Origin of the sequence: Sphingopyxis sp. PET50 (assembly GCF_025244705.1) — a bacterium.
Lineage (GTDB): Bacteria > Pseudomonadota > Alphaproteobacteria > Sphingomonadales > Sphingomonadaceae > Sphingopyxis.
Genome location: NZ_CP104207.1, coordinates 110,084 through 130,668, shown reverse-complemented (window position 1 = coordinate 130,668; position 20,585 = coordinate 110,084). Strand labels below are relative to the sequence as shown.

General features: G+C 67.2%; 22 protein-coding genes and 4 pseudogenes. 16 read left to right on the top strand and 10 right to left on the bottom strand.

What is annotated here, in order from left to right:
• Positions 1–6: 6 nt before the first annotated feature.
• Positions 7–738: an aquaporin Z gene (aqpZ, locus tag N0A20_RS00735; RefSeq protein WP_260582125.1), complete on the bottom strand. Its 732-nt coding sequence runs from the start codon at positions 736–738 to the stop codon at positions 7–9.
• 98 nt (positions 739–836) lie between these two features.
• Complete coding sequence (locus tag N0A20_RS00730; protein ID WP_260582124.1) at positions 837–1,967, bottom strand: methyl-accepting chemotaxis protein; 1,131 nt, start codon at positions 1,965–1,967, stop codon at positions 837–839.
• A gap of 341 nt (positions 1,968–2,308) precedes the next feature.
• On the opposite strand from N0A20_RS00730, the gene N0A20_RS00725 reads away from it, so the two are divergent.
• Positions 2,309–2,614: a hypothetical protein gene (locus N0A20_RS00725; RefSeq protein WP_260582123.1), complete on the top strand. Its 306-nt coding sequence runs from the start codon at positions 2,309–2,311 to the stop codon at positions 2,612–2,614.
• A gap of 28 nt (positions 2,615–2,642) precedes the next feature.
• On the opposite strand, the gene N0A20_RS00720 is transcribed toward N0A20_RS00725, so the two are convergent.
• Positions 2,643–3,161, bottom strand: coding sequence for a hypothetical protein (locus tag N0A20_RS00720; RefSeq protein ID WP_260582122.1), 519 nt, complete (start codon positions 3,159–3,161; stop codon positions 2,643–2,645).
• A 24-nt stretch (positions 3,162–3,185) separates the two neighbouring features.
• Positions 3,186–3,854, bottom strand: a complete 669-nt coding sequence (locus tag N0A20_RS00715) for a S24 family peptidase (protein WP_260582121.1) — start codon at positions 3,852–3,854, stop codon at positions 3,186–3,188.
• Between the two features lie 128 nt (positions 3,855–3,982).
• Here N0A20_RS00715 and N0A20_RS00710 point away from each other — a divergent pair, with 128 nt between their 5' ends.
• Positions 3,983–4,240, top strand: a complete 258-nt coding sequence (locus N0A20_RS00710; protein WP_260582120.1) for a hypothetical protein — start codon at positions 3,983–3,985, stop codon at positions 4,238–4,240.
• On the top strand, positions 4,237–4,563 hold the full coding sequence (locus tag N0A20_RS00705; protein ID WP_260582119.1) for a hypothetical protein: 327 nt from the start codon (positions 4,237–4,239) through the stop codon (positions 4,561–4,563). The genes N0A20_RS00710 and N0A20_RS00705 overlap by 4 nt, the downstream gene beginning before the upstream one ends.
• Before the next feature lie 34 nt (positions 4,564–4,597).
• Here N0A20_RS00705 and N0A20_RS00700 read toward each other — a convergent pair whose 3' ends face one another.
• The 3 genes from N0A20_RS00700 to N0A20_RS00690 all read right to left on the bottom strand — a co-directional run bounded on the left by N0A20_RS00700 (position 4,598) and on the right by N0A20_RS00690 (position 6,657).
• Complete coding sequence (locus N0A20_RS00700) at positions 4,598–4,906, bottom strand: hypothetical protein (RefSeq protein ID WP_260582118.1); 309 nt, start codon at positions 4,904–4,906, stop codon at positions 4,598–4,600.
• Positions 4,867–5,292 carry a hypothetical protein gene (locus N0A20_RS00695; protein WP_260582117.1) on the bottom strand — a complete coding sequence of 142 codons (426 nt, stop codon included), beginning with the start codon at positions 5,290–5,292 and terminating at the stop codon, positions 4,867–4,869. Before N0A20_RS00695 ends, N0A20_RS00700 begins: the two co-directional genes overlap by 40 nt.
• Positions 5,293–5,436: 144 nt before the next feature.
• Complete coding sequence (locus tag N0A20_RS00690) at positions 5,437–6,657, bottom strand: TIGR04063 family PEP-CTERM/XrtA system glycosyltransferase (protein WP_260582115.1); 1,221 nt, start codon at positions 6,655–6,657, stop codon at positions 5,437–5,439.
• A gap of 64 nt (positions 6,658–6,721) precedes the next feature.
• Between N0A20_RS00690 and N0A20_RS00685 the strand changes: the two genes are divergently transcribed.
• From N0A20_RS00685 to N0A20_RS00645, 9 genes and pseudogenes are all read left to right on the top strand, one after another.
• Positions 6,722–6,883, top strand: coding sequence for a hypothetical protein (locus N0A20_RS00685; protein WP_260582114.1), 162 nt, complete (start codon positions 6,722–6,724; stop codon positions 6,881–6,883).
• Complete coding sequence (locus tag N0A20_RS00680) at positions 6,876–8,258, top strand: putative O-glycosylation ligase, exosortase A system-associated (protein ID WP_260582113.1); 1,383 nt, start codon at positions 6,876–6,878, stop codon at positions 8,256–8,258. The genes N0A20_RS00685 and N0A20_RS00680 overlap by 8 nt, the downstream gene beginning before the upstream one ends.
• 170 nt (positions 8,259–8,428) lie before the next feature.
• Positions 8,429–9,452, top strand: a pseudogene (locus tag N0A20_RS00675) (DNA topoisomerase IB).
• A 102-nt stretch (positions 9,453–9,554) separates the two neighbouring features.
• On the top strand, positions 9,555–10,682 hold the full coding sequence (locus N0A20_RS00670; RefSeq protein WP_409574808.1) for a mechanosensitive ion channel family protein: 1,128 nt from the start codon (positions 9,555–9,557) through the stop codon (positions 10,680–10,682).
• A 94-nt stretch (positions 10,683–10,776) separates the two neighbouring features.
• Complete coding sequence (locus tag N0A20_RS00665) at positions 10,777–11,235, top strand: MaoC family dehydratase (RefSeq protein WP_260582111.1); 459 nt, start codon at positions 10,777–10,779, stop codon at positions 11,233–11,235.
• Between the two features lie 161 nt (positions 11,236–11,396).
• Complete coding sequence (locus N0A20_RS00660) at positions 11,397–12,578, top strand: acetyl-CoA C-acyltransferase (protein WP_260582110.1); 1,182 nt, start codon at positions 11,397–11,399, stop codon at positions 12,576–12,578.
• Between the two features lie 61 nt (positions 12,579–12,639).
• Complete coding sequence (locus N0A20_RS00655; RefSeq protein WP_260582109.1) at positions 12,640–12,930, top strand: putative quinol monooxygenase; 291 nt, start codon at positions 12,640–12,642, stop codon at positions 12,928–12,930.
• 4 nt (positions 12,931–12,934) lie between these two features.
• Positions 12,935–13,390, top strand: coding sequence for a DUF3617 domain-containing protein (locus tag N0A20_RS00650; RefSeq protein WP_260582108.1), 456 nt, complete (start codon positions 12,935–12,937; stop codon positions 13,388–13,390).
• Positions 13,391–13,461: 71 nt separating this feature from the next.
• On the top strand, positions 13,462–13,878 hold the full coding sequence (locus N0A20_RS00645; protein WP_260582107.1) for a hypothetical protein: 417 nt from the start codon (positions 13,462–13,464) through the stop codon (positions 13,876–13,878).
• Between the two features lie 153 nt (positions 13,879–14,031).
• Here the strand turns inward: N0A20_RS00645 and soxR are convergent, their stop codons facing one another.
• The gene (gene soxR, locus N0A20_RS00640; RefSeq protein ID WP_260583974.1) at positions 14,032–14,502 is read right to left on the bottom strand and encodes a redox-sensitive transcriptional activator SoxR; all 471 of its coding nucleotides are present in this window, start codon (positions 14,500–14,502) and stop codon (positions 14,032–14,034) included.
• Positions 14,503–14,690: 188 nt separating this feature from the next.
• Here soxR and N0A20_RS00635 point away from each other — a divergent pair, with 188 nt between their 5' ends.
• Positions 14,691–15,086 carry a VOC family protein gene (locus tag N0A20_RS00635; RefSeq protein ID WP_260582106.1) on the top strand — a complete coding sequence of 132 codons (396 nt, stop codon included), beginning with the start codon at positions 14,691–14,693 and terminating at the stop codon, positions 15,084–15,086.
• 65 nt (positions 15,087–15,151) lie between these two features.
• Positions 15,152–15,616, top strand: coding sequence for a pyridoxamine 5'-phosphate oxidase family protein (locus N0A20_RS00630; protein WP_260582105.1), 465 nt, complete (start codon positions 15,152–15,154; stop codon positions 15,614–15,616).
• Positions 15,617–15,774: 158 nt separating this feature from the next.
• Here the strand turns inward: N0A20_RS00630 and N0A20_RS00625 are convergent.
• Positions 15,775–16,752 (bottom strand): annotated as a pseudogene (locus N0A20_RS00625) (dipeptide epimerase); the annotation flags it as partial.
• Between the two features lie 81 nt (positions 16,753–16,833).
• Here N0A20_RS00625 and N0A20_RS19930 point away from each other — a divergent pair.
• Positions 16,834–17,088 (top strand): annotated as a pseudogene (locus tag N0A20_RS19930) (YkvA family protein); the annotation flags it as partial.
• Positions 17,089–17,342: 254 nt separating this feature from the next.
• On the opposite strand, the gene N0A20_RS00615 reads toward N0A20_RS19930, so the two are convergent.
• Positions 17,343–18,563: a polyhydroxyalkanoate depolymerase gene (locus N0A20_RS00615; protein WP_260582104.1), complete on the bottom strand. Its 1,221-nt coding sequence runs from the start codon at positions 18,561–18,563 to the stop codon at positions 17,343–17,345.
• 175 nt (positions 18,564–18,738) lie between these two features.
• Here N0A20_RS00615 and N0A20_RS00610 point away from each other — a divergent pair.
• Positions 18,739–20,563 (top strand): annotated as a pseudogene (locus N0A20_RS00610) (ABC transporter transmembrane domain-containing protein).
• Positions 20,564–20,585 lie beyond the last annotated feature (22 nt).

The following is a 20,585-nucleotide window of genomic DNA, read 5'->3' as shown; positions in this document are numbered from 1 at the left end:
CCGAAATCAATTGCCCTCGATATTGGGCTTGGGGAAGGTGTCGGCCCCGATCGTGCGATAGAGCCAGCCGCCCACCGCGCCGCCGATCAGCGGCGCCACCCAGAACAGCCACAATTGCTGCAAGGCCAACCCGCCGACGACCAGCGCCAGCCCGGTGCTGCGCGCCGGATTGACCGAGGTGTTGGTCACCGGGATCGAAATCAGGTGGATCAGCGTCAGCCCCAGCCCGATCGCCAGCGGCGCGAAACCCGCCGGCGCGCGCCCGTCGGTCGACCCCATGATGATCCACAGGAAGACGGCGGTGAGCAGGATCTCGATAATCAGCGCCGAGGTGAGATCATAGCCGCCCGGCGAACCGCCGTTCGCGCCATAGCCGTTCTGCGCCAGCCCCTTGGTCGCGAGGTCGAAGGCGGTGCTGCCCTCCGCGACATGCCACAGCAGGAACGCCGCGACGATCGCGCCCAGCACCTGCGCCACCACATAGAGCGGAATGTCGCGCGCCGCGAAGCGCCCGCCCGCCCACAGGCCGACGGTCACCGCCGGATTGAGGTGGCATCCCGAAATATGGCCGATCGCATAGGCCATGGTGACGACGGTCAGCCCGAACGCCAGCGACACGCCGAGCAGCCCGATCCCGACATCGGGAAAGGCCGCCGCCAGCACCGCGCTGCCGCAGCCGCCGAACACGAGCCAGAAGGTGCCGATGAATTCGGCCAGTCCTTTTTGCATATTACTCATATGACCCTCTCCTGCACACCGACGGCCATGAGCGCCGCAGGCGCGGAGAAGAGCCTAGCAGCGCCGCGCGCCGCCGCAAGCCTTTGGTTTGGTGCGGATCAGGCCGCCGCCACCGCCTCGACGAAATGCCGCGCGCGCAGGTGCAGCGACTGCGCCGCCCGCGTCAGGCCCGCCGACAATTGCCCGAGTGATTGCGCGCCGTCGCCGACCGCGGTCGCGCCGCGGCCGATATGCTGGACGCGCGTGTCGATCTCGCGCCCCGCCGCGACCGCCTGCTCGACATAGCTCGCGATCATCAGCGTCGTCGCGCTCTGCCCGTCGACCGCCCTGTCGACGGCATCGGAAAAGCCGTTGTTCGCGACGATGGCCTTTTCGACCTCGTCGAACCCTTCGGTCACCTGGCCGACGATGTCGCGAATACCGTCGATATGTTTGGCGATGTCGCCCGCCGCGGCGCGCGTCTGTTTGGCGAGCGCCTTGACCTCGGTCGCGACCACCGCAAAGCCCCGGCCCGCGTCGCCCGCATGCGCCGCCTCGATCCCGGCGTTGAGCGCGAGCATGTTGGTGCGGCTCGCCATGTCGATGATCAGCGCCAGCATCTGCTCGATCGACTGGCTCGCGGCCTTGAGCGCCGCGGCGCGCTCGCTCGCCGCCCTGACCTTGCGGTGCGCCTCCCCGCGCACGCTACGCGCATGGGTGCCGTCATCGACGATCCGCCGCATCGCCGCCGCCAGCGCATGGCCGCGCTCGCCGAGTTCGCCGAGCCCGGTCAGCGTCTGCGCGGTCGCCCCCGCGACCGATACCGCGTCGCGGCCGGTCTGCTGCGCGCGCTCGGCGAGATCGCGGGCGACGCCCTCGACCTGCCGCGCGGTGTCGGACAGCGCGGCGGTCAGCGCGGCGATATCCTCATGAAAGCGGTCCCCCGCCTCGTCGATCCGCGCGGCGCGGGCGCTGCCCTCCTGCGCCAGCTCGACCTCGCGCAGCATCGCGAGCTTCGCGAGCTGGCCGCTGTCGAGCGTCTCGACGAAGCGGCCCTCGCGGATCAGCACCAGCCCCTCCGCCCCCGCCGAGCGCGAGACGATGGCGAGCAGAGTCGCGGTCGATTCGGCGATATCGGCGGTCAGGCAGGGTTCGGTCATGCCCGCGATCGAGCCGCCGATCGTCGGATTCTGCATCAGCGAAAACCAGTAAGGACAGAAGAGCAGTTCGCGCACCTTCTGCTCGCGCACGATCCCCACCGGCCGCAGCGGTCCGTATCGAGCACCGCCAGAATGCGCAGCTGCGGATTGTGACGGAACAGGTCGATCACCTCCGACAGATGGGCATCGGTGCGGACGGCGGCGGAATGGCCGGGGGTCGGAGCAAGGGCAAGATCGACGGGGCTCATAGGTCTCTTTGGCTTGGCGTGGCGGGCACCGCCGACCTAAGGCACGATGGTAAACACCGCTTTAACCATTTGTTTCAATGATATGACATCCACGCCCGGCCGCCGCTCCGCCCGCCGCAATATCCTGTTCAGCCGCGCCGCATTATGCGATGGAAACCCCCTGCTTCTCCGAAAGGCTTTGCCATGCGCGCGATGGTCCTGCTCCTGCTCTCCGCCCCGCTGCTCGCCGGCTGCGTCAGCGCGGTCAAGACCGTGGTCACCGCGCCGGTGAAGGCGGTCGGGCAGGTCGCCGACTGGTCGACCACCAGCCAGGAAGAGGCCGACCGCAACCGCGGCCGCGAGATGCGCAAGCGCGAGGAACGGCTCGGCAAGCTGACGCGCGAACGCGACAAGGCCGCCGAGAAATGCCGCGACGGCAAGGAAGAACAATGCCAGCGCGCCGAAGTGCTCGAGCATGAAATCGAGGCGGAGATGGCGGCGCCTTACTGACGTTTCCCGAAATCGGCGGAAAACGCGCTCAGCGCATATAACGCTCCAGACCTTCTATCCCCAGGAGACGCGGCGCCCTCATGATATCTTCTGCTTGGGACGCCCGCTCGGCGGGGTCGCACCCCCGATCGAATATCAGGCTGTCTTCCCGTCCTTCCTCGCGCCATTTGATCCTAAAACCACCGGAGTCCGTCCAGAAGGTCTTGCAAACCTCCTGGTCGAGACGGAAAAATCCATCGGGGCGATAGGGCTGAAGCTGCGCCCGGAAAGCCGCGACCCGCTCGGGCGGGACTTGAAATCGGCGCTTTGTGGTACGCCAATCCCGGTACCGACCTGCCCAATAACCTTCTTCGGTCCAGACACGCCCGTCCGACGCGACCACCAGTTTCAGGCTGTCGCATCGCCCGCAAAAAGGAGGGCTTTCGGTTTCCCATTCAATCACCGCCAGTCCGATCGGATCAACCGGCGGTGACAATGACGCACACCCATAGAGCACGCCCGCCGAAGCACATATCAGGGCCCTTGCCGCAACGGTCAAAATCGTCATCGAACAATATTCCCCCCGCCCCCGTCACCGCACCCGCCGCCCGGTCCACACCACGCGCCCGACGAGCTGCACCGCGCCCATCGAAAGATCGGGGTAGCTGGGATAGTGCGGATTGTCGCTGATCACCGAAATCCGGCCCGGCCCCGGCGCGCGCGCGACGCGCTTGACCATCAGCCCGTCGTCCATGCGCAGCACATAGATGCCGTCGCGCAGCCGCGCCGCCGCGTCGCCGCCGTCGACCAATATATCGTCGCCGTCGTTCAGCGTCGGTGCCATCGAATCGCCCTCGACGCGGATGATGCTGAGCGCGCGCGCGTCGGCGCCCAGTTCGCGCAGCCATTTGGGGTCGAAGGCGACCGCGCCCTCGACCGGTTCGCCGTCGATGCTCGCCCCCGCGCCCGCCGAGGCGCCGATCGCGAGCTTGGGCACCAGCACCATGTCGGGTCCGCGCATCCGCGCCGGCGCCGCGACGCGCTGTACCGGTCCGCCCAGCATCGCCTCGGGCACCCCCAGATAGGCGGCGATGCGAGCGCGATCCTCTTCGGCGAGCCGCCGCGGCGAACCGCGCTTGATATATTGCTGGATATAGGCGGGGTTGCGTCCGATCTTTTCCGACAGGCGGACATAGTCGACCCCCCGTTCGGTCAGCAGCCGGTCGAGCGCGGCGCGTGGATCGTCGACAAAATCGGCCATGGCGGGTTCCCTTTCCTATTTCGTCCTTAGCAATAGGATTTATCCTAGACAAGTAGGAAAAAGCGCTTCAAATAGGAAATATCCTATCGTACGAGTCGTCCGGCGGTTGGAGCGATCAGGGAGGATTTATGGCGCAAAATCTGTTGCAGCGGATCGAGGGGTTTCTGGCCGAATCGGCGATCCCGCCGAGCGTCTTCGGGCGCGAAGCGGTGCGCGACCCGCGCCTGGTCAAGGATCTGCGCCAAGGCCGCATCGTCGGGCTTCGCGTGACCTGTCGCGTGGAACATTTCATGAACAAATGGCGCGCGGACCATCGCGCCGGACGCGTCGCGCCGCGCGGCGACCGGCGCCTCTACGTCGTCCGCCATCCGGGGGGAGAGGCATGATGCGCTGGTCCCCCGTCCGCCCGGTCCGCCCCGGCTGCCCGCACCGCCGCCTCGCCCGCCTGCTCGCGCGCGAGCTGCCGCACGGGCTGCTGCTCGGCGCCTCCACATTGCGCCCGTGGGCAAGCGCCAATTTCGTCGGGGCGCGGCATCTGTTTCCGTGCAGCATCGGCGAGGAGGATGCGGCGGTGCTGCGCCCTCTGCTGCAGGCGCGGCTCGAGACGATCGAATGGCGCCTGCCGGGCCATATCGTCGCCGACCTGGCGGTCGAGATCGCCGATGACGGCGCCGGGCTGCGGATCGAAATGCTGACGGTGGAGGATTAGGGACTCCCCTCCCACAAGCGGGAGGGGAATTCCATCACCCCACCGCGCGGCGCGTCATGCGTTGCAGCGTGCCGAGCGCGGCTTCGAGCGCGAAGTCGGGCTGTTCGACATCCTCGCCGGCGGCGGGTGCCGACGCGGCGGCTTTCCGCCGCTGCGCGAGTCCCGCCTCGAACCGCGCGACCATCGCGCCCAGGCTGTTGTCGACGGGCTCGGGCATCGCGGGCTTTGCGATTTCGGCGGGTTGCAGCCACGGCGCTTCGTCATCGTCGGCGGCATAATCCACCGGCGCGAGGTCGGCGAGGATCAGTTCATCTTCTTCGGCTTCGGCGACATCGGTCGCCACAAGGTCGAGGGTTTCGGTCTCGTCCGCCGCCGCGGCGCGACCAGCGGACCCAGCCCGCCTTCGGGCAGGTCGCGGCCCGCGCGGATCGGCGGCCGCGGTGCATCGTCGGGGTGCCTGTCGGCGCGGCGGCGCGGCAGCGCCGCCTCGGCTTCAGCCTCCGCCCGTTTTTTCGCGCGCGCCGAAACGCGGCGGTTCAGCCCGTCCTTGCCGCGCACCGCCGGCTTGGCGAGCAGCAGCGCGATCAGTCCGGCGAGCAGCGCGGCGATCACCGCCATGCCCAGCGCAAGCGCCAGACGCCCGGCGTTCCCGATGGGCGGCAGGAAGAAATCGGACAGCCGGTCGAGATAAAGCTGCCAGCTGATCGCCGCGACCCAGGCGAGCGGCATCACCGCGGCGAACAGAAAGGTCAGCGCCGCTGCGCCGATCGCCGCCGCGCGCAGCCGGGCGCACGCCCCGCCACAGCGCGGCGAGCGTTTCGCCTATCCAACTCTGCCGGTCTTCGTCCATATCGTCCCAAATGCCTGCCCGCGTCATGCGGCGAGCGCGGAATCGCGTCGCAACAGCCGCTGGTAAACGGGTTCGTAACGTAAAATGTTTGACGACCAGTTACGATGCTTTTCGACGAAAAGTCGTGCGACCTGCCGCTGCTCGTCCCAATTTTCGCGCGAGGCCAGCAGCCCGTCCAGCGCCGAGGCGATCGCCGCCGGATCGTCGGGCGCGAACAGGGTGCCCGTCACGCCATGCTCGATCAGTTCGCGATGTCCGCCGACGTCCGATGCCGCGACCAGCTTGCCCTGCGCCATCGCCTCCAGCGGTTTCAGCGGGGTGACCAGATCGGTCAGCCGCATCTTCTTGCGCGGATAGGCGAGGATATCGGTCAGCGAATAATAGCGCTCGACCTGGCTGTGCGGCACGCGGCCGACGAAATGGATGCGGTCCGCGACCGGCGAAGCCGCCGCCTGTACCTTCAGCGCCGCCTCCATCGGCCCGCCGCCAACGAGCAGCAATTGCGCCCCCGGCTGCGCCGCGACCAGCGCGGGCATCGCCGCGATCAGGTCGTCGATGCCCTCATAGTCGTAAAAGCTGCCGATGAAGCCGATCACCGCATCACCCGCGCCCAGCCCGAGCTCGTCGGCAAGCGCGGCATCGCGCGGCGGCGGATCGCCGAACAGGTCGAGGTCGACGCCGTTCGGCGACACGATGATCTTGCCGGCATCGACCCCGCGCGCGATCAGGTCGCCGCGCAACCCTTCGCAGATCACCGCGACGGCATCGGCCGATTTTACGGCGTGGGTTTCCAATTGCCGGGTCAGAAAATATTTGGCGCTTCCCTCGCGCCCCGTGCCGTTGCCGACCGCCGCATCCTCCCAAAAGGCGCGGATCTCGTAGAGCACCGGAATGCCCAGCCGCTTGCCGACGCGCAGCGCCGCCATGCCGTCGAGCACCGGCGAATGCGCATGGAGCAGGTCGGGCCGCCATTCCTTCACCAGCGCCTCGATCCGCGCCGCGAGCGCGCCGATCTCGCGCCACTCGCGGATCGGCGAGCGCGCCGGGGCAATCTCCGGCGTGCGATAGAAGGTCAGCCCGTCGACCGTCTCGCCGTCGGGTCCGGGTTCGGGATGGCGTACCCCGGTCACCCCCGCAACCTGCCAGCCTTTCGCGACCTGCGCCTTCATCAGCGCGCGGGTGCGGAAGGTATAGCCGCTGTGCGCGGGCAGGCTGTGGTCGAGAACGTGGAGGATGCGGGTCATGACCCGCGCTCAATGCCAGACAAGGCTTAACGCGCCGTCAACCCCGATCGCGTAGGCGTGCGCCATGGTCGACAATTTCTCCATCGGTCTGACGCATGTGCTGCTGGCGATCGCGCTGTGGCGCCTGCTGTATCGCGACGATCTCGACCATGAGGTCAGCCCGCGGATGCTGTGGCAGCGCCGCCGCGACGAGGCCGCCAGGCAGCAGGAACAGGGCGATGCGTGACATTGCCTTTGTCGCCTTTCTCTTCGCCTTCATCGGGCTCGGCTTTCGCAAGCCGTTCCTGTTCGTCCTGTGCTTCTGCTACATCGACATCGTCGCGCCGCAACGGCTGAGCTATTTCCTCATCAACTCGATCCCGATCTCGCTGATCGTCTTCGGCCTCGCGATCGTCGGCTGGCTTGCGGTCGACGACAAGCGCGACACCAGGTGGTCGGCGCGGCAATTCATCCTCGCCGCGCTCCTCCTCTATTGCTGGATGACGACCAGCCAGGCCGATTTCCCGGTCGAGGCGCAGGAAAAATGGAGCTGGGTGTGGAAGGCGCTCGTCTGGGCGATCTTCCTGCCGCTGACCCTGCGCACCAAGCTCCGGATCGAGGCGCTGATCCTCACCATGCTGCTGTCGGCGGCGGCGATCGCGATCGCGGGCGGCATCAAGACCGCGGCGGGCGGCGGCGGCTACGGCACGCTCCAGCTGCTGCTCAACGAAAATTACGGCCTGTACGAAGGGTCGATCATGTCCGCCGTGGGCATCTCGATCATCCCGCTGATCCTCTGGTACCGCAGGCATGGCACGATCTTTCCGCCCGACTGGCGCGTCTCGCTCTTCTGCTTCGCCCTGATCTTCGCCTGCGCGCTGCTCCCGGTGGGCACGCAGGCGCGCACCGGACTCGTCTGCCTCGTCATCCTCGCGGTCCTGTCGCTGCGCGCGGTCAGGCACCGCTTCCTCTATGCGGCGGGCGCCGGCCTGCTCGCGCTCGCCGCCATCCCCTTCCTGCCGCAAAGCTTCACCGAGCGCATGGAAACAATCCAGAATCACAAGGCGGACCAGTCGGCCTCGACGCGCGTCGCGGTGTGGGCCTGGACGTGGGAATATGCGAAGGACCATCCCTTCGGCGGCGGGTTCGAGGCCTATATCCAGAACCACGTTCGCGTCGAAAAGGCGGCGAGCGCCTATGACCCCGACAAGCCGCAGGAAGCCGAACCCACGGTCTATGAGGAAAAGGGCCGCGCCTATCATTCGAGCTATTTCGAAATGCTCGGCGAACAGGGTTATCCGGGCCTCGCGCTGTGGCTGCTGCTCCACCTGACCGGCCTCATCCAGATGGAGCGGCTGCGGCGGCGTTACCTCAAGACGCGGCGCGCCGAGGAGCAATGGATCGCCCCGCTCGCGACCGCGCTCCAGCACGGCCATATCACCTATATGGTCGGCTCGCTGTTCGTCGGCATCGCCTTCCAGCCCTTCATCTACATGATGCTGGCGCTGCAGATGGGCCTCTCCACCTATGTCCGCCGCCGCGAGCGCGAGGTCGGCTGGCGCCCGCTCACCGCGCGCCCGGCGCAGGTCCCGACCCGGCATCCGGCGGTTCAGGCAAACTAGGATTCCGATTCCCCGAGCGAAGCCGAGGGGCTTCTTCGAGCGCAGCGAGAAACCACGCCGTCGCTACCTCGACTTCGCTCGGCCGGGCCCCTCGGCTTCGCTCGGGGAATCGGCTGGGTGCAGGCAGTAGGGGGTTGGAACCATCCTGCCCAACAAAACGCTATCCCCTCATGGCCGCCCAGACCTCCGCCGCGCGTCTCATCCACATCGACGACAGCCTGCCGGGCATCAGCCGCGAGCGGCTCGCCGACGGCTGGCGCTACCGCGATGCCAAGGGCCGGATCATCCGCGACGCCGCCGAAATCAGGCGGCTGAATGCCATCGCCCTACCGCCGGCCTATGAGGACGCCTGGTTCTGCCCCGCCCCCAACGGCCATATCCTCGCGACCGGCTATGACGCGCGCGGGCGCAAGCAATATCGCTACCATCCCGATTTCCGCCTCGCGCAGGAGGCGGACAAATATGACCGCTGCGCCGAATTCGGCCATGCCCTGCCTTTGCTCCGCGCGCGGCTCCAGGAGGATCTCGGCCGCCGCACCCTCTGCCAGGAACGCGTCGTCGCCGCCGTCGTCCGCCTGCTCGACCTCGCCGCGCTGCGCGTCGGCAACGAGCAATATGCCGCCGCGAACAACAGCTTCGGCGCGACCACGCTGCGCCGCCGCCACGCGAAGCTGACCGGCAAGTCGCTCCGCCTGAAATATCGCGCCAAGGGCGGAATGAAGCGCGAGGTGGTGGTCAGCGACCGCAGCCTGACCACGCTCGTCCGCCGCCTTCAGGACCTGCCCGGCCAGCATCTGTTCCGATATGAGGAGGACGGCGACTATTGCGCGGTGGGGTCGGACGAGGTGAATGCCTATATCCGCGATGCGATGGGCGACGCCTTCAGCGCCAAGCATTTCCGCACCTGGTCGGCCAGCGTCGAGGCTTTCGCCTTTCTCTACGGCGCGCCCGAGCCCCCGACGCTCAAACAGCTGTTGACCCATGTCGCCTAGCCATCTCGGCAACACTCCCGCGATCGCGCGCAAGGCCTATGTCCACCCCGCGATGATCGCCGCGGCGCAGGAACGCGGCGACTTTACCGCCGCCGTCGGCCCGCTGCCGCGCGCGACCAAATATCTTTCGCGTGTCGAACGCGGCTTTTTGACCTATCTGGAGCGCGCGCCCGATGCGGCCGCCTTGCTCCGTTCCGCCTGACCGATCAAAAGGACCGACGTGACCTTCTCTCTTTTCACCGCCGCCAGCAGCGCCGCGACCAAGGCCGCCCCCGCGACGAGAACCGCGCCTGCCAACAACCCCATGGACGACCTCCGCTACTGGTGGGACGCCAGCATCGCGTGGATCAACAGTCACTGGCTGCAGATCGGTATCGCCATCGGCGCCGGCCTGATCATCTATTTCCTGCTGTCGATGCTGCGCGGCTTCGCGCTCAAGCATGCGCAGTCGGCCGAGGGCGATTTCACCATCACCCACATCGCGGGGCGGGTGATCCACAAGACCAAATCCTTCGTCCTCGCGATCGTCGCGATCCGGCTCGTCGCGGGCTATGCCAATCCGCCCGCGCTGATCCTGCAGATCATCCAGTTCGTCTTCACCATTTCGGTCGTCATGCAGGTCGCGATCTGGGCGCGCGAGATCGTGCTCGGCCTGATCCAGCGCCGCGCCGCCGAGGGCCATAACGAGACGCTGGCGAACGCGATGGGCATCATCCGCCTGCTGATCAGCGTCGCGCTGTTCGCGATCGCGGGCATCGTCATCCTCGACAATATGGGGGTCAATGTCACCGGCCTGATCGCCGGCCTCGGCATCGGCGGCATCGCGATCGGCCTCGCGGCGCAGGGCATCTTCTCCGACCTCTTCGCCTCGCTGTCGATCATCTTCGACCGCCCGTTCCGCGTCGGCGAGACGATCAAGTACGACACGAGCACCGCGACGGTCGAGCGCATCGGGCTGAAAAGCACCCGGTTGCGTTCGGTCAACGGCGAACTGCTGGTGATTTCCAACACCAACCTCCTGTCCAAGGAGATCAGCAATTACGCGCATCTGTTCCGCCGCCGGATCAGCTTTGCGATCGGCGTCATCTATCAGACGACGCCCGAACGGCTTCGCGCCCTGCCCGCGCTGCTCGAGGAGCAGGTCAAACTGGCGGGGCATGATTTCATCCGGTCGAGCTTTACCGGCTTCGGCCCGTCGAGCCTCGACTTCGAACTGGTGTTCGACGTGCATCAGGAAGACCTCGGCCTTGTCGCGGCCGCGCGGACCGATGTCGGTATCCGCCTGTTCGAGGCACTGACCGCCGCGGGCTATGAATTCGCCTATCCGACGCAGACGACCTTCACCGCCGCGCCAGACGGCACGATGATCATGCCCTGGCCCGAGTCTCCGAAGGGCAAGACGGCGGCGTCCGGGGGCGCCAGGCCCGGCTGACGCTACGGCGCCGTAGCGCAAAGCCCTTGGCTCTTGTGCAACCCCGCCGCCCGGGCCTAGAACGCGCCCCGAACAACCGTTGAGGGGATGAGAAATGGGCGCGATTCCGCCGCAGGACATGAAGGAACTGGTCGGCAAGCAGCTCGGCACATCCGAATGGCTGCTCGTCGATCAGGACATGATCGACAAATTCGCCGACGCCACCGGCGACCATCAGTTCATCCATGTCGACGAGGAAAAGGCGAAGCTGACGCCGTTCGGCGGCACCATCGCGCATGGTTTCCTGACGCTGTCGCTTTTCCCGGTGCTGATGGCGACCTCGGACTGCCCGCGCCCCGCAGGCGTCAAGATGGGCGTCAACTACGGCGGCAACAAGGTCCGCTTCCTCGCCCCCGTCCGCTCGGGCAAGCGCGTGCGTGGCCATTTCAAGCTGCTCGAACTCGACGAAAAACGCCCCGGCCAGTGGCAGCAGACGCTCGAATTCACCGTCGAGATCGAGGGCGAGGACAAGCCCGCGCTGATGGCCGAATGGATCAGCCAGTTTTTCGTGTGAGGTGATTAAGCCCCTCCCCTTCAGGGGAGGGGTTGGGGTGGGGGCCTGAAACCTTGTGCAAGGTTTCTGGCCCCCACCCGCTGCGACTAGGGAACAAGTTCCCAAGTCTCGCTGCCCTCCCCTGAAGGGGATGGAATTGAGTTTGTTCTAGGAGAAACAGAATGCGTGACGCCGTCATCGTTTCCACCGCCCGCACCCCGCTGACCAAGGCGGCGCGCGGCTCGTTCAACAACACGACCTCGCCGACGCTCGGCGCCTTTTCGGTCAAGGCCGCGGTCGAGCGCGCCGGCCTCGAAGGCGGCGAGATCGACGACGTCCTCTTCGGCGCCGCGATGCAACAGGGCTCGCAGTCGCCCAACGTCGCGCGCCTCATCGCGCTGCGCGCCGGCTTGCCCGTCACCGTGCCGGGCATGTCGATCGACCGCCAATGCTCGTCGGGCCTGATGACGATCGCGACCGCCGCGAAGCAGATCATCGTCGATCGCCAGGACATCGTCGTCGCGGGCGGCGTCGAAAGCATCTCGAAGGTCAGCGGCAGCGGCAAGGTGTTCATCGAACCCGATGCCGAGCTGATCGCGATGCACAAGGACACCTATATGCCGATGATCGGCACCGCCGAGGTCGTCGCGAAGCGCTATAATATCAGCCGCGAGGCGCAGGATGAATATTCGCTCCAGTCGCAGCAGCGCACCGCCGCCGCGCAGGCCGCGGGCAGATATGACGACGAGATCGTGCCCTGCAAGGCGACGATGGCGGTCGTGAACAAGGAAACCAAGGAAGTTTCCTATCAGGAGGTCGTCGCCGACAAGGACGAATGCAACCGCCCCGACACCACGCTCGAAGGGCTCGCCAGCCTGAAGCCGGTGATGGGCGAAGGCCACACGATCACCGCGGGCAACGCCAGCCAGCTTTCGGACGGTTCGTCGGCCGCGGTGCTGATGGAGGCCAAGGTCGCCGAAAAGCGCGGCCTGACTCCGCTCGGCCGCTATGTCGGCATGGCGGTCGCGGGCACCGAGCCCGACGAAATGGGCATCGGCCCGGTCTTCGCGATCCCCAAGCTGCTCGAACGCTTCGAGCTCAAGATGGACGACATCGGCCTGTGGGAACTCAACGAGGCGTTCGCGGTGCAGGTCCTCTATTGCCGCGACACGCTCGGCATTCCGAACGAGCTGCTCAACGTCAACGGCGGCTCGATCTCGATCGGCCACCCCTTCGGCATGACCGGCGCGCGCTGCACCGGCCACGCACTGATCGAAGGTAAGCGCCGCGGCGCCAAATATGTCGTCGTCACCATGTGCATCGGCGGCGGCCAGGGCGCGGCGGGGCTGTTCGAGGTTTTCTGATAATGGATCGGGCTGGCCTCGCCACCGGCCCGGTTTCTTTGCGAACAAGAGGGAGAAGAACATGAGCGCCATCGGCATTATCGCAACGATCCGGGTACAACCCGGCAAGGAAGAAGAATTCGAGGGCGTCTTCGCCGAACTCGCGCCCGCGGTCCGCGCCAACGAACCCGGCAACAGCTATTACAAGCTGTTCCGCACCAACGAGACCGGCGTCTACAAGGTGCTCGAATGCTATGACGACGAAGCGGCGGTCGAGGCGCACCGCGCGTCGGACCATTTCCGCTCGCTCGGCGCGAAGCTCGGCCCCTGCCTCGCCGGGGCGCCCGAGATCGAAAAGCTGGGCGCCGTCTGAGCCGATGAACGGCGCGGTCCTCGCCCTTCCGCTGGCGCTCGCGGGGGCCGCCGCCGCGGCGACCCCCGCGCCGCAGGCGGGCCGATGGACGCATGTGACGCGGCTGGTCAGCGCCGACATCCCCGGCGTGCCCGAAACGCTGATCCGTGCCGCCGATAAACAGACGCCGCGCACCACCTGCCTTACCGCGCGCCAGGCGGCGAGCACGCCGCAGATATTGCTGCACGCCCCCGGCGCGAAGTGCAGCGTGCGGACCTACACGCTTTCCGCCGGAAAGATCCGCGGCAATTCGACCTGCACGGTCAAGGAGCTGCCGACCCCGATCCGCACGATCACGACCGGCACCTACAGCGCCACCGGCTATGCCACGCGCAGCGTGACCAAGGGGGTCCGCAACGGCCAGCCGCTGACCGTCGTCACCGCGACGAGCGGCAAGTGGCTCGGCACCGCGTGCAAATAGCCCGCCGCCGGAGGCTTGCCACCGGACGCGATTGACCCCAATCTCCGCCGCATCGAAACAGGGGATATGCGATGACCGATGCCGTAACCGCCGCCCGATCCGTTTACGAGGCCTTCGCCGCCGCCGACATGGCCGCGCTCGCCGCCCTGCTCGGCGCGACCGAGTGGCACGAGGCCGAGGGCATGCCCTATGGCGGCGTATGGAACGGCATCGGCGAGATTGCGCAAAATGTCTTCGGCCCGATCGGTGCCGACATCCCCGACTTCACCGCCATCCCCGACGAGCTGCTGCCGCTGGGCGACGATCGCGCCATCGCCTTCGGCCTCTATCGCGGCCGCGACGGCGCGGTCGCGACGCCCTTCTGCCATGTGTGGACGGTGGTCGAGCGGCACGATCGTGAAATTCGTGCAATATGCCGACAGCCACCTCTACCGCCAGCAGACGGGGCTGCTTTAAATCCCTTCTCCCCTTGCGGGAGAAGGATATGAAGGCTTGTGAGCGAAGCGAACTAGCCGCAGTTGGATGAGGGGTCGCGAGCCCATGGCTCGCGCGGTCGCTTCGCGACCGCACCCCTCACCCAGCTTCGACTAGGCAGCAAGCTGCCAAGTCTGCGCATCCCTCTCCCGCAAGGGGAGAGGGTTTCAACCAACCTCCGCAATTTCCCCCGCCCGGTCGCCCATCAGATAGCGCGGCCCCGCGCCGCGCTGCGCCGCCTTGTCCTCGCGGTTGTACAGCGCGCATCGCTTCAGGCTCAGGCACCCGCAGCCGATGCACTGCCCCAGCAGTTCCTGCGTCCGCTCCAGCGCCGCGATCTGCGCCGCGATGCGTGCCTGCAATCCGCCGCTGATCCGCGCCCAGTCGGCGGCGTTGGGCGTGCGCCCGGCGGGCAGCCGCGCCAGTTCGCCGGCGATCTCCTCGAGGCTCAGCCCCAATTGCTGCGCGATCAGGATGAAGGACACGCGGCGGATGTCGGCACGCAGGAAGCGCCGCTGCCCGCCGCGCGTGCGCAGCGCCGCGACCAGCCCCTTCGCCTCGTAGAATCGGATCGCCGACACCGCGACCCCGGTGCGTCTCGCCAGGTCGCCGATCGCGATCAGGTCGGTCCGGTGCATCATATCCTCCCGTCATTGCGAGGAGCCGAAGGCGACGCTGCAATCCGGAGTATATGCAAACCGCTCTGGATTGCGTCGCTCCGCCCGCAATGACGAACCGGAGAATCGGGCGCGTCAATATCGCTTGATCTAAACCTCACTTGAGCTTTCATAACCCGCTGCGTCAACCGAATCACGAAAGCCCAATCATGACGCGCCCCTTCATCGAACATGTGAACCTCACCGTCAGCGACCCCGACCGCAGCGCCGGCATCCTCTCGGCGATCTTCGGCTGGCACGAACGCTGGCGCGGCCCGGCGCGCGACGGCGGCCGCACGATCCACCTCGGCACCGACAGCGCCTATGTCGCGCTCTACACCGGCCCCGACGGCGAACATGCCAAGGCGCGCTATGCCAAGGGCGAGCCGCTCAACCATGTCGGCGTCCAGGTCGACGATCTCGACACCATCGAAATGCGCGTGAAAGCGGTCGGCCTCATCCCCTTCAGCCACGGCGATTACGAACCCGGCCGCCGCTTCTATTTCCTCGACCCCGACGGCATCGAATATGAAGTCGTCAGCTATGCCGAGCCGCGCCCGCGCTGAATCGCCGCAACGTCCGCGCCGCTGCCGCGTATAGCCTTCATCGAGGGGGAAAGAGGAGTTTCCCCATGAGCGAGGATATCAAGAAGAGCTTCTGGAAGGCGCTGGATGCCAGTCCCTTCGTGATGGTCGGCCTGACCGGCGAGCGCGACCATCATGTGCCGATGAACGCACAGCTCGACAAGGACGCCCACAGCGCTTTCTGGTTCTTCACCGCGACCGACAACCGCCTCGCGGCGGGCGGCCCGGCGATGGCGCAATTCGCATCGAAGGGCCACGACCTGTTCGCCTGCATCGCGGGCACGCTGCGCGTCGAGACCGACCGCGCGGTGCTCGACAAGCTCTGGAACAACAGCATCGCGGCCTGGTACGAAGGCGGCAAGAGCGACCCGAAGCTCGTCCTGCTCCGCTTCGACCTCGACAATGCCGAAATCTGGACCGCCGACCCCGGCATCAAGGGGATGTTCAAGATGGCGACCGGCATGACGATGAAGGAAGGCGACCTCGGCCAGCATGCCGAGGTGGCATTGTAATCATTCTCCCTCCCCTTCAGGGGAGGGCAGCGAGACTTGGCAGCTTGCTGCCTAGTCGCAGCGGGTGGGGGCCAGAAACCTTGCACAAGGTTTCTGGCCCCCACCCCAACCCCCTCCCCTGAAGGGGAGGGGCTTATTCGCTCCATCAGGCTAGGCCCCGATATCCGCCCATCCTCATACCGGAACCCGCCTTCGCGGTCCTTCGCCAGCAGCGCCGGCCCGTCGAGATCGACCCATTGCGCCCGCTGCGCCAGCACGAAGGCCGGGGCGACCGCCAGGCTCGTCGACAACATGCACCCGACCATGATCGACAGCCCCGCCGCATCCGCCGCGTCGGCCAGCCGCAGCGCCTCGGTCAGCCCGCCCGCCTTGTCGAGCTTGATGTTCACCCCGTCGTAAAAGGGCCCCACGCGCACCACATCGGCCGCGATGTGACAGCTTTCGTCGGCGACGAAGGGGATCGGCGCATAGATGGGATCGAGCAGCGCATCGGCGCCCGCGGGCACCGGCTGTTCGATCATCTCGACCCCCAGCTCGGCGAGCGCCTCGGCCTCGGCGAGCAGGTCGAGCTGGCCCCAGCTTTCATTGGCATCGACGATCAATCTCGCCCCCTGCGCTCCGTCGCGTACCGCGGTGACCCGCGCCCGGTCGCCCTCGCCGGTCAGCTTGAGCTTGAGCAGCCGATAGCCCGCATCCCAGGCCGCCGCCGCCTGCGCCGCCATCGTATCGGGCGGGCCGAGCGAAATGGTGAAGGCGGTGAGGCGCGGCGTCGGCGGCGCCTCGCATCCCGCCAGATACCATAAGGGCAGGTCGCACTGCTGCGCCTCGAGGTCCCACAGCGCACAGTCGAGCGCATTGCGCGCCGCCCCCGGTGCGAGCAACAGCTGCACCGCGGCCCGCGCCTCGGCGGGGTTCAGCTCGGCGATATGCGGGGCGGCATGCAGCAACTGGTCGCGGCACGCCTCGGCACTTTCTCCCTGATAATAGAGCGGCGTCCCCTCGCCCCGCCCGATCGCGCCACCCGCCTCCACCTCGGCGACGACGACATCGACATGGCTCGTGGCGCCGCGGCTGATGACGAACGCGCCCGCGACCGGCCAGCGTTCGACACGCGCGCTTTTCAGTTGGATAGCCATGGGCGAAGGCTAGAGTGAATCGCGATGACCGGCAAATCCCTTTCCGAACGCATCGGCGATCTCGGCCACCGCCTCGCGGTCGAGGCGCATGCCGCCTGGCTCGCCGCACGCGACCCGCGCGTGCCATGGGCGGCGCGTATCCTCGCGATCGTCGTCGCGGCCTATGCGCTGTCGCCGATCGACCTGATCCCCGATTTCATCCCGGTCCTCGGCTGGCTCGACGACCTGATCCTCGTACCGCTCGGGCTATGGCTCGTCCGCCGGATGATCCCCGACGCACTCTGGACCGAACTCCACGCCACCGCCGAAGCCGCCGCCGACCGCCCCTCGAGCCGCGCTCGGCATGGTCTTCATCCTGCTGCTCTGGGCGGGATTGCTTTATGTCGTTTACTGGAGCGTTCGCGTCTCGCCCTGGCATTGACCGCCATACCTCCCCTCCCGCAAGCGGGAGGGGCAGCGAGACTTGCGGACTTGTCCGCTAGTCGCAGCGGGGTGGGCATGGCGACGTCGCAAAGCTCACGGCGTTCGCGCCCACCCCCGACCCCTCCCGCCTGCGGGAGGGGAGATTTGCGCGCAACCCGCTTTGCCGGTCACCCCCCGTTGCTGCGAATCCACCCCTCGACGACCGGCGCGATATCCTCGCGCCATTTGCGGCCGTTGAAGATGCCGTAATGGCCGACGGTCTTCGCCATCAGATATTTCTTCTTCTCCGTCGGCAAATTCTTGGTCAGCGTCAGCGCCGCCTTGGTCTGGCCGATCCCCGAAATATCGTCGCGCTCACCCTCGATCGCCAGGATCGCGATATCCTCGATCTTCGTCAGGTCGACCTTCTGCCCGCGATGCAGCATCTCGCCCTTCGGCAGCGCGTGGCGCTGGAACACGAGATCGACGGTCTGGAGGTAGAATTCGGCGGTCATGTCGCACACCGCGCGATATTCGTCATAGAATTCCTTGGTCTTGTCGGCGCTCTCGCCGTCGCCCTCGACCAGATGCTTGAACATCGTCCAGTGGCTCATCATGTGATTGCCGAGGTTCATCGACATGAAGCCCGCGAGCTGCAGGAAACCGGGATAGACGCGGCGCCCGGCGCCGGGATACCAGGCCGGCACGGTGACGATGACATTTTCCTGGAACCAGGCGTGCGGGCGCGTCATCGCATGTTCGTTCACCGCGGTCGGCGCCTTGCGCGTATCGATCGGCCCGCCCATCATCGTCAGCGTGGCGGGGCGGCACTTGTGCCTGTTCGCCGCCATGATCGCGGCGGCGGCGAGGCTTGGCACCGACGGCTGGCACACCGCCAGCATATGCGCGCCCGGCCCGATATGTTCGAGCCACGCGATCAGATAGTCGATATAATCGTCGAGGTCGAACTTGCCCGCCTCCAGCGGCACGTTGCGCGCGTCGCGCCAGTCGGTGATCCACACGTCGTGGCCCGGCAGCATGCGCTCGACCGTCCCGCGCAGCAGCGTCGCATAATGGCCCGACATCGGCGCGACGATCAGCAGCTTGGGCGCGCCCTCGCTGCCCTTGTGGCGGAAATGCTTGAGTTGCCCGAACGGCTTGCGCGCCTCGACCTTTTCGCTCACCCGCACCGTCTCGCCGTCGACGATCGTCTCGTACAGGTCGAACGACGGCTTGCCGCGCGGCGCCGCGGCGTGCGCGAACACCTCGAGCGCCGAGGCGAAGGCAGGACTGCCGCCGAAATAGCCGAGCGGATTCGCCGGATGCTGGATCGCCTGCGCCCCCGCGGTCGCCAGCGCGCTCGCCCCCGCGAGCCAGCTCTTGTGCATGTCAAAGGCGTGATACAGCATGTGCGAAATGTCCTTGCGTTGCCCGCGGCGCTCTGTCGGCGCCTGCTCGTTGCTTCGCAGTCTAGGCGTTCGGCCTCATTGTGCAATGCATCATTTTGTCCCGCTTCATGGCGTATGAAGCCTAACCGCCATTTTGCGCCGTTGAGCGGACCCGCCGCCGCTGCTAGGGCGGGGCATGGCGACAAGATCAGACCAGACAGCCACCCCCGCTTCCGTCCCCGAATCGTCCGGCGCGCCGGACAGGCGCCCGCGCAAGCTCGGCAGCCTCCGCATGATCTGGCGCTACGCCAGCCGCTATCCGCTGCAATTGCTGATCGCCGCGGTCGCGCTCGGCGTCGCGGCGCTCGCGACGCTCGCCATCCCCTGGCAGTTCAAGGAAATGATCGACAGCGGCTTCGTCGCCGGCGGCGGCGACGTCGCCCCGCATTTCCGCCTCTTCTATCTGATCGTGATCGCCCTCGCGCTCGCCACGGCGCTGCGCTTCTATTTCGTCAGCTGGCTCGGCGAACGCACCGTCGCCGACATCCGCCAGGCGGTACAGCGCAATCTGCTCCGCCTCGCTCCCGGCTTCTTCGAGGAAAACCGCCCCTCCGAAATCGCCTCGCGCATGACGTCGGACACGACGGTGATCGAGCAGGTGGTCGGCACCACGGTCTCGGTCGCGCTGCGCAACATGGTGATGGGCATCGGCGGCATCGTCTATCTCTTCTCGCTCTCGCCGGGTCTCACCGGCGGCATCCTGCTCGGCATCCCCGTCATCATCCTGCCGATCGTGCTGCTCGGCCGCCGCCTGCAGAATGTGTCGCGCACCAGCCAGGACCGCGTCGCCGACATCGGCGCGACAACCGCCGAGCAATTGGGCGCGATGAAGATCGTCCAGGCCTTCGGTCAGGAAAGCCGCGAAGCCGAGCGCTTCACCATGGCGGTCGAGAATAATTTCGCCACCGCCAAGCGCCGCATTCGCCTCCGCGCGATCATGACCGCGATCGTCATCGGCCTGCTCTTCGGCGCGATCACGACCTTGCTCTGGTACGGCGCCGCGGGGGTCGCGGCGGGGACGATCACCGGCGGCACCATCGCCGCCTTCGTGCTCACCGGCGGGCTCGTCGCGGGCGCTTTCGGCGCGCTCACCGAGGTCTATGGCGACCTGCTGCGCGCCGTCGGCGCCGCCGAACGGCTCTCCGAACTGCTGAACGCCGAACCGAGCATCGCCGCGCCCGCCAACGCCCGCCGCTTCCCCGATCCGCCGCAGGGACGGCTGGAGTTCCGGGGTGTCGAATTCCGTTATCCGACGCGCCCCGACGCGCCCGCGCTCCACGATTTCAGCCTGGCGATCGAGCCGCGCGAGACCGTCGCGATCGTCGGCCCCTCGGGCAGCCGGCAAGTCGACCCTGTTCCAGCTCGCCGAGCGATTCTACGATCCGCAGGGCGGCAGTATATTGCTCGACGGCATCCCGCTCACCGACGCCGACCCCGCCGACATCCGCGCCCGCATCGCGATGGTGCCGCAGGAAACGGTGATCTTCGCCGCCTCGGCGCGCGACAATCTGCGCTACGGCAATTGGGCCGCGACCGACGAGGAGCTGTGGGACGCCGCGCGCGCCGCCAATGCCGAGGATTTTCTCGCCAGGCTGCCGGACGGCCTCGACACCTTCATGGGAGAGGGCGGCGCCCGCCTCTCGGGCGGCCAGCGCCAGCGTGTCGCCATCGCCCGCGCTTTGCTCCGCCGCGCGCCGCTGCTGCTGCTCGACGAAGCGACCTCGGCGCTCGACGCCGAATCGGAAAAGCTGGTGCAGGACGCGCTCGACGCGCTGATGCACGACCGCACCACGATCGTCATCGCGCACCGCCTCGCGACCGTGCGCGCCGCCGACCGCATCATCGTGATGGACGAGGGCCGCATCGTCGAGGAAGGCCGGCACGACGCGCTCGTCGCCGCCGACGGCCTCTACGCCCGCCTCGCGCGCCTCCAGTTCCAGGACAATCTCGCCGCCGCCTGACGGCGTTTCCCTCACCCCTTCG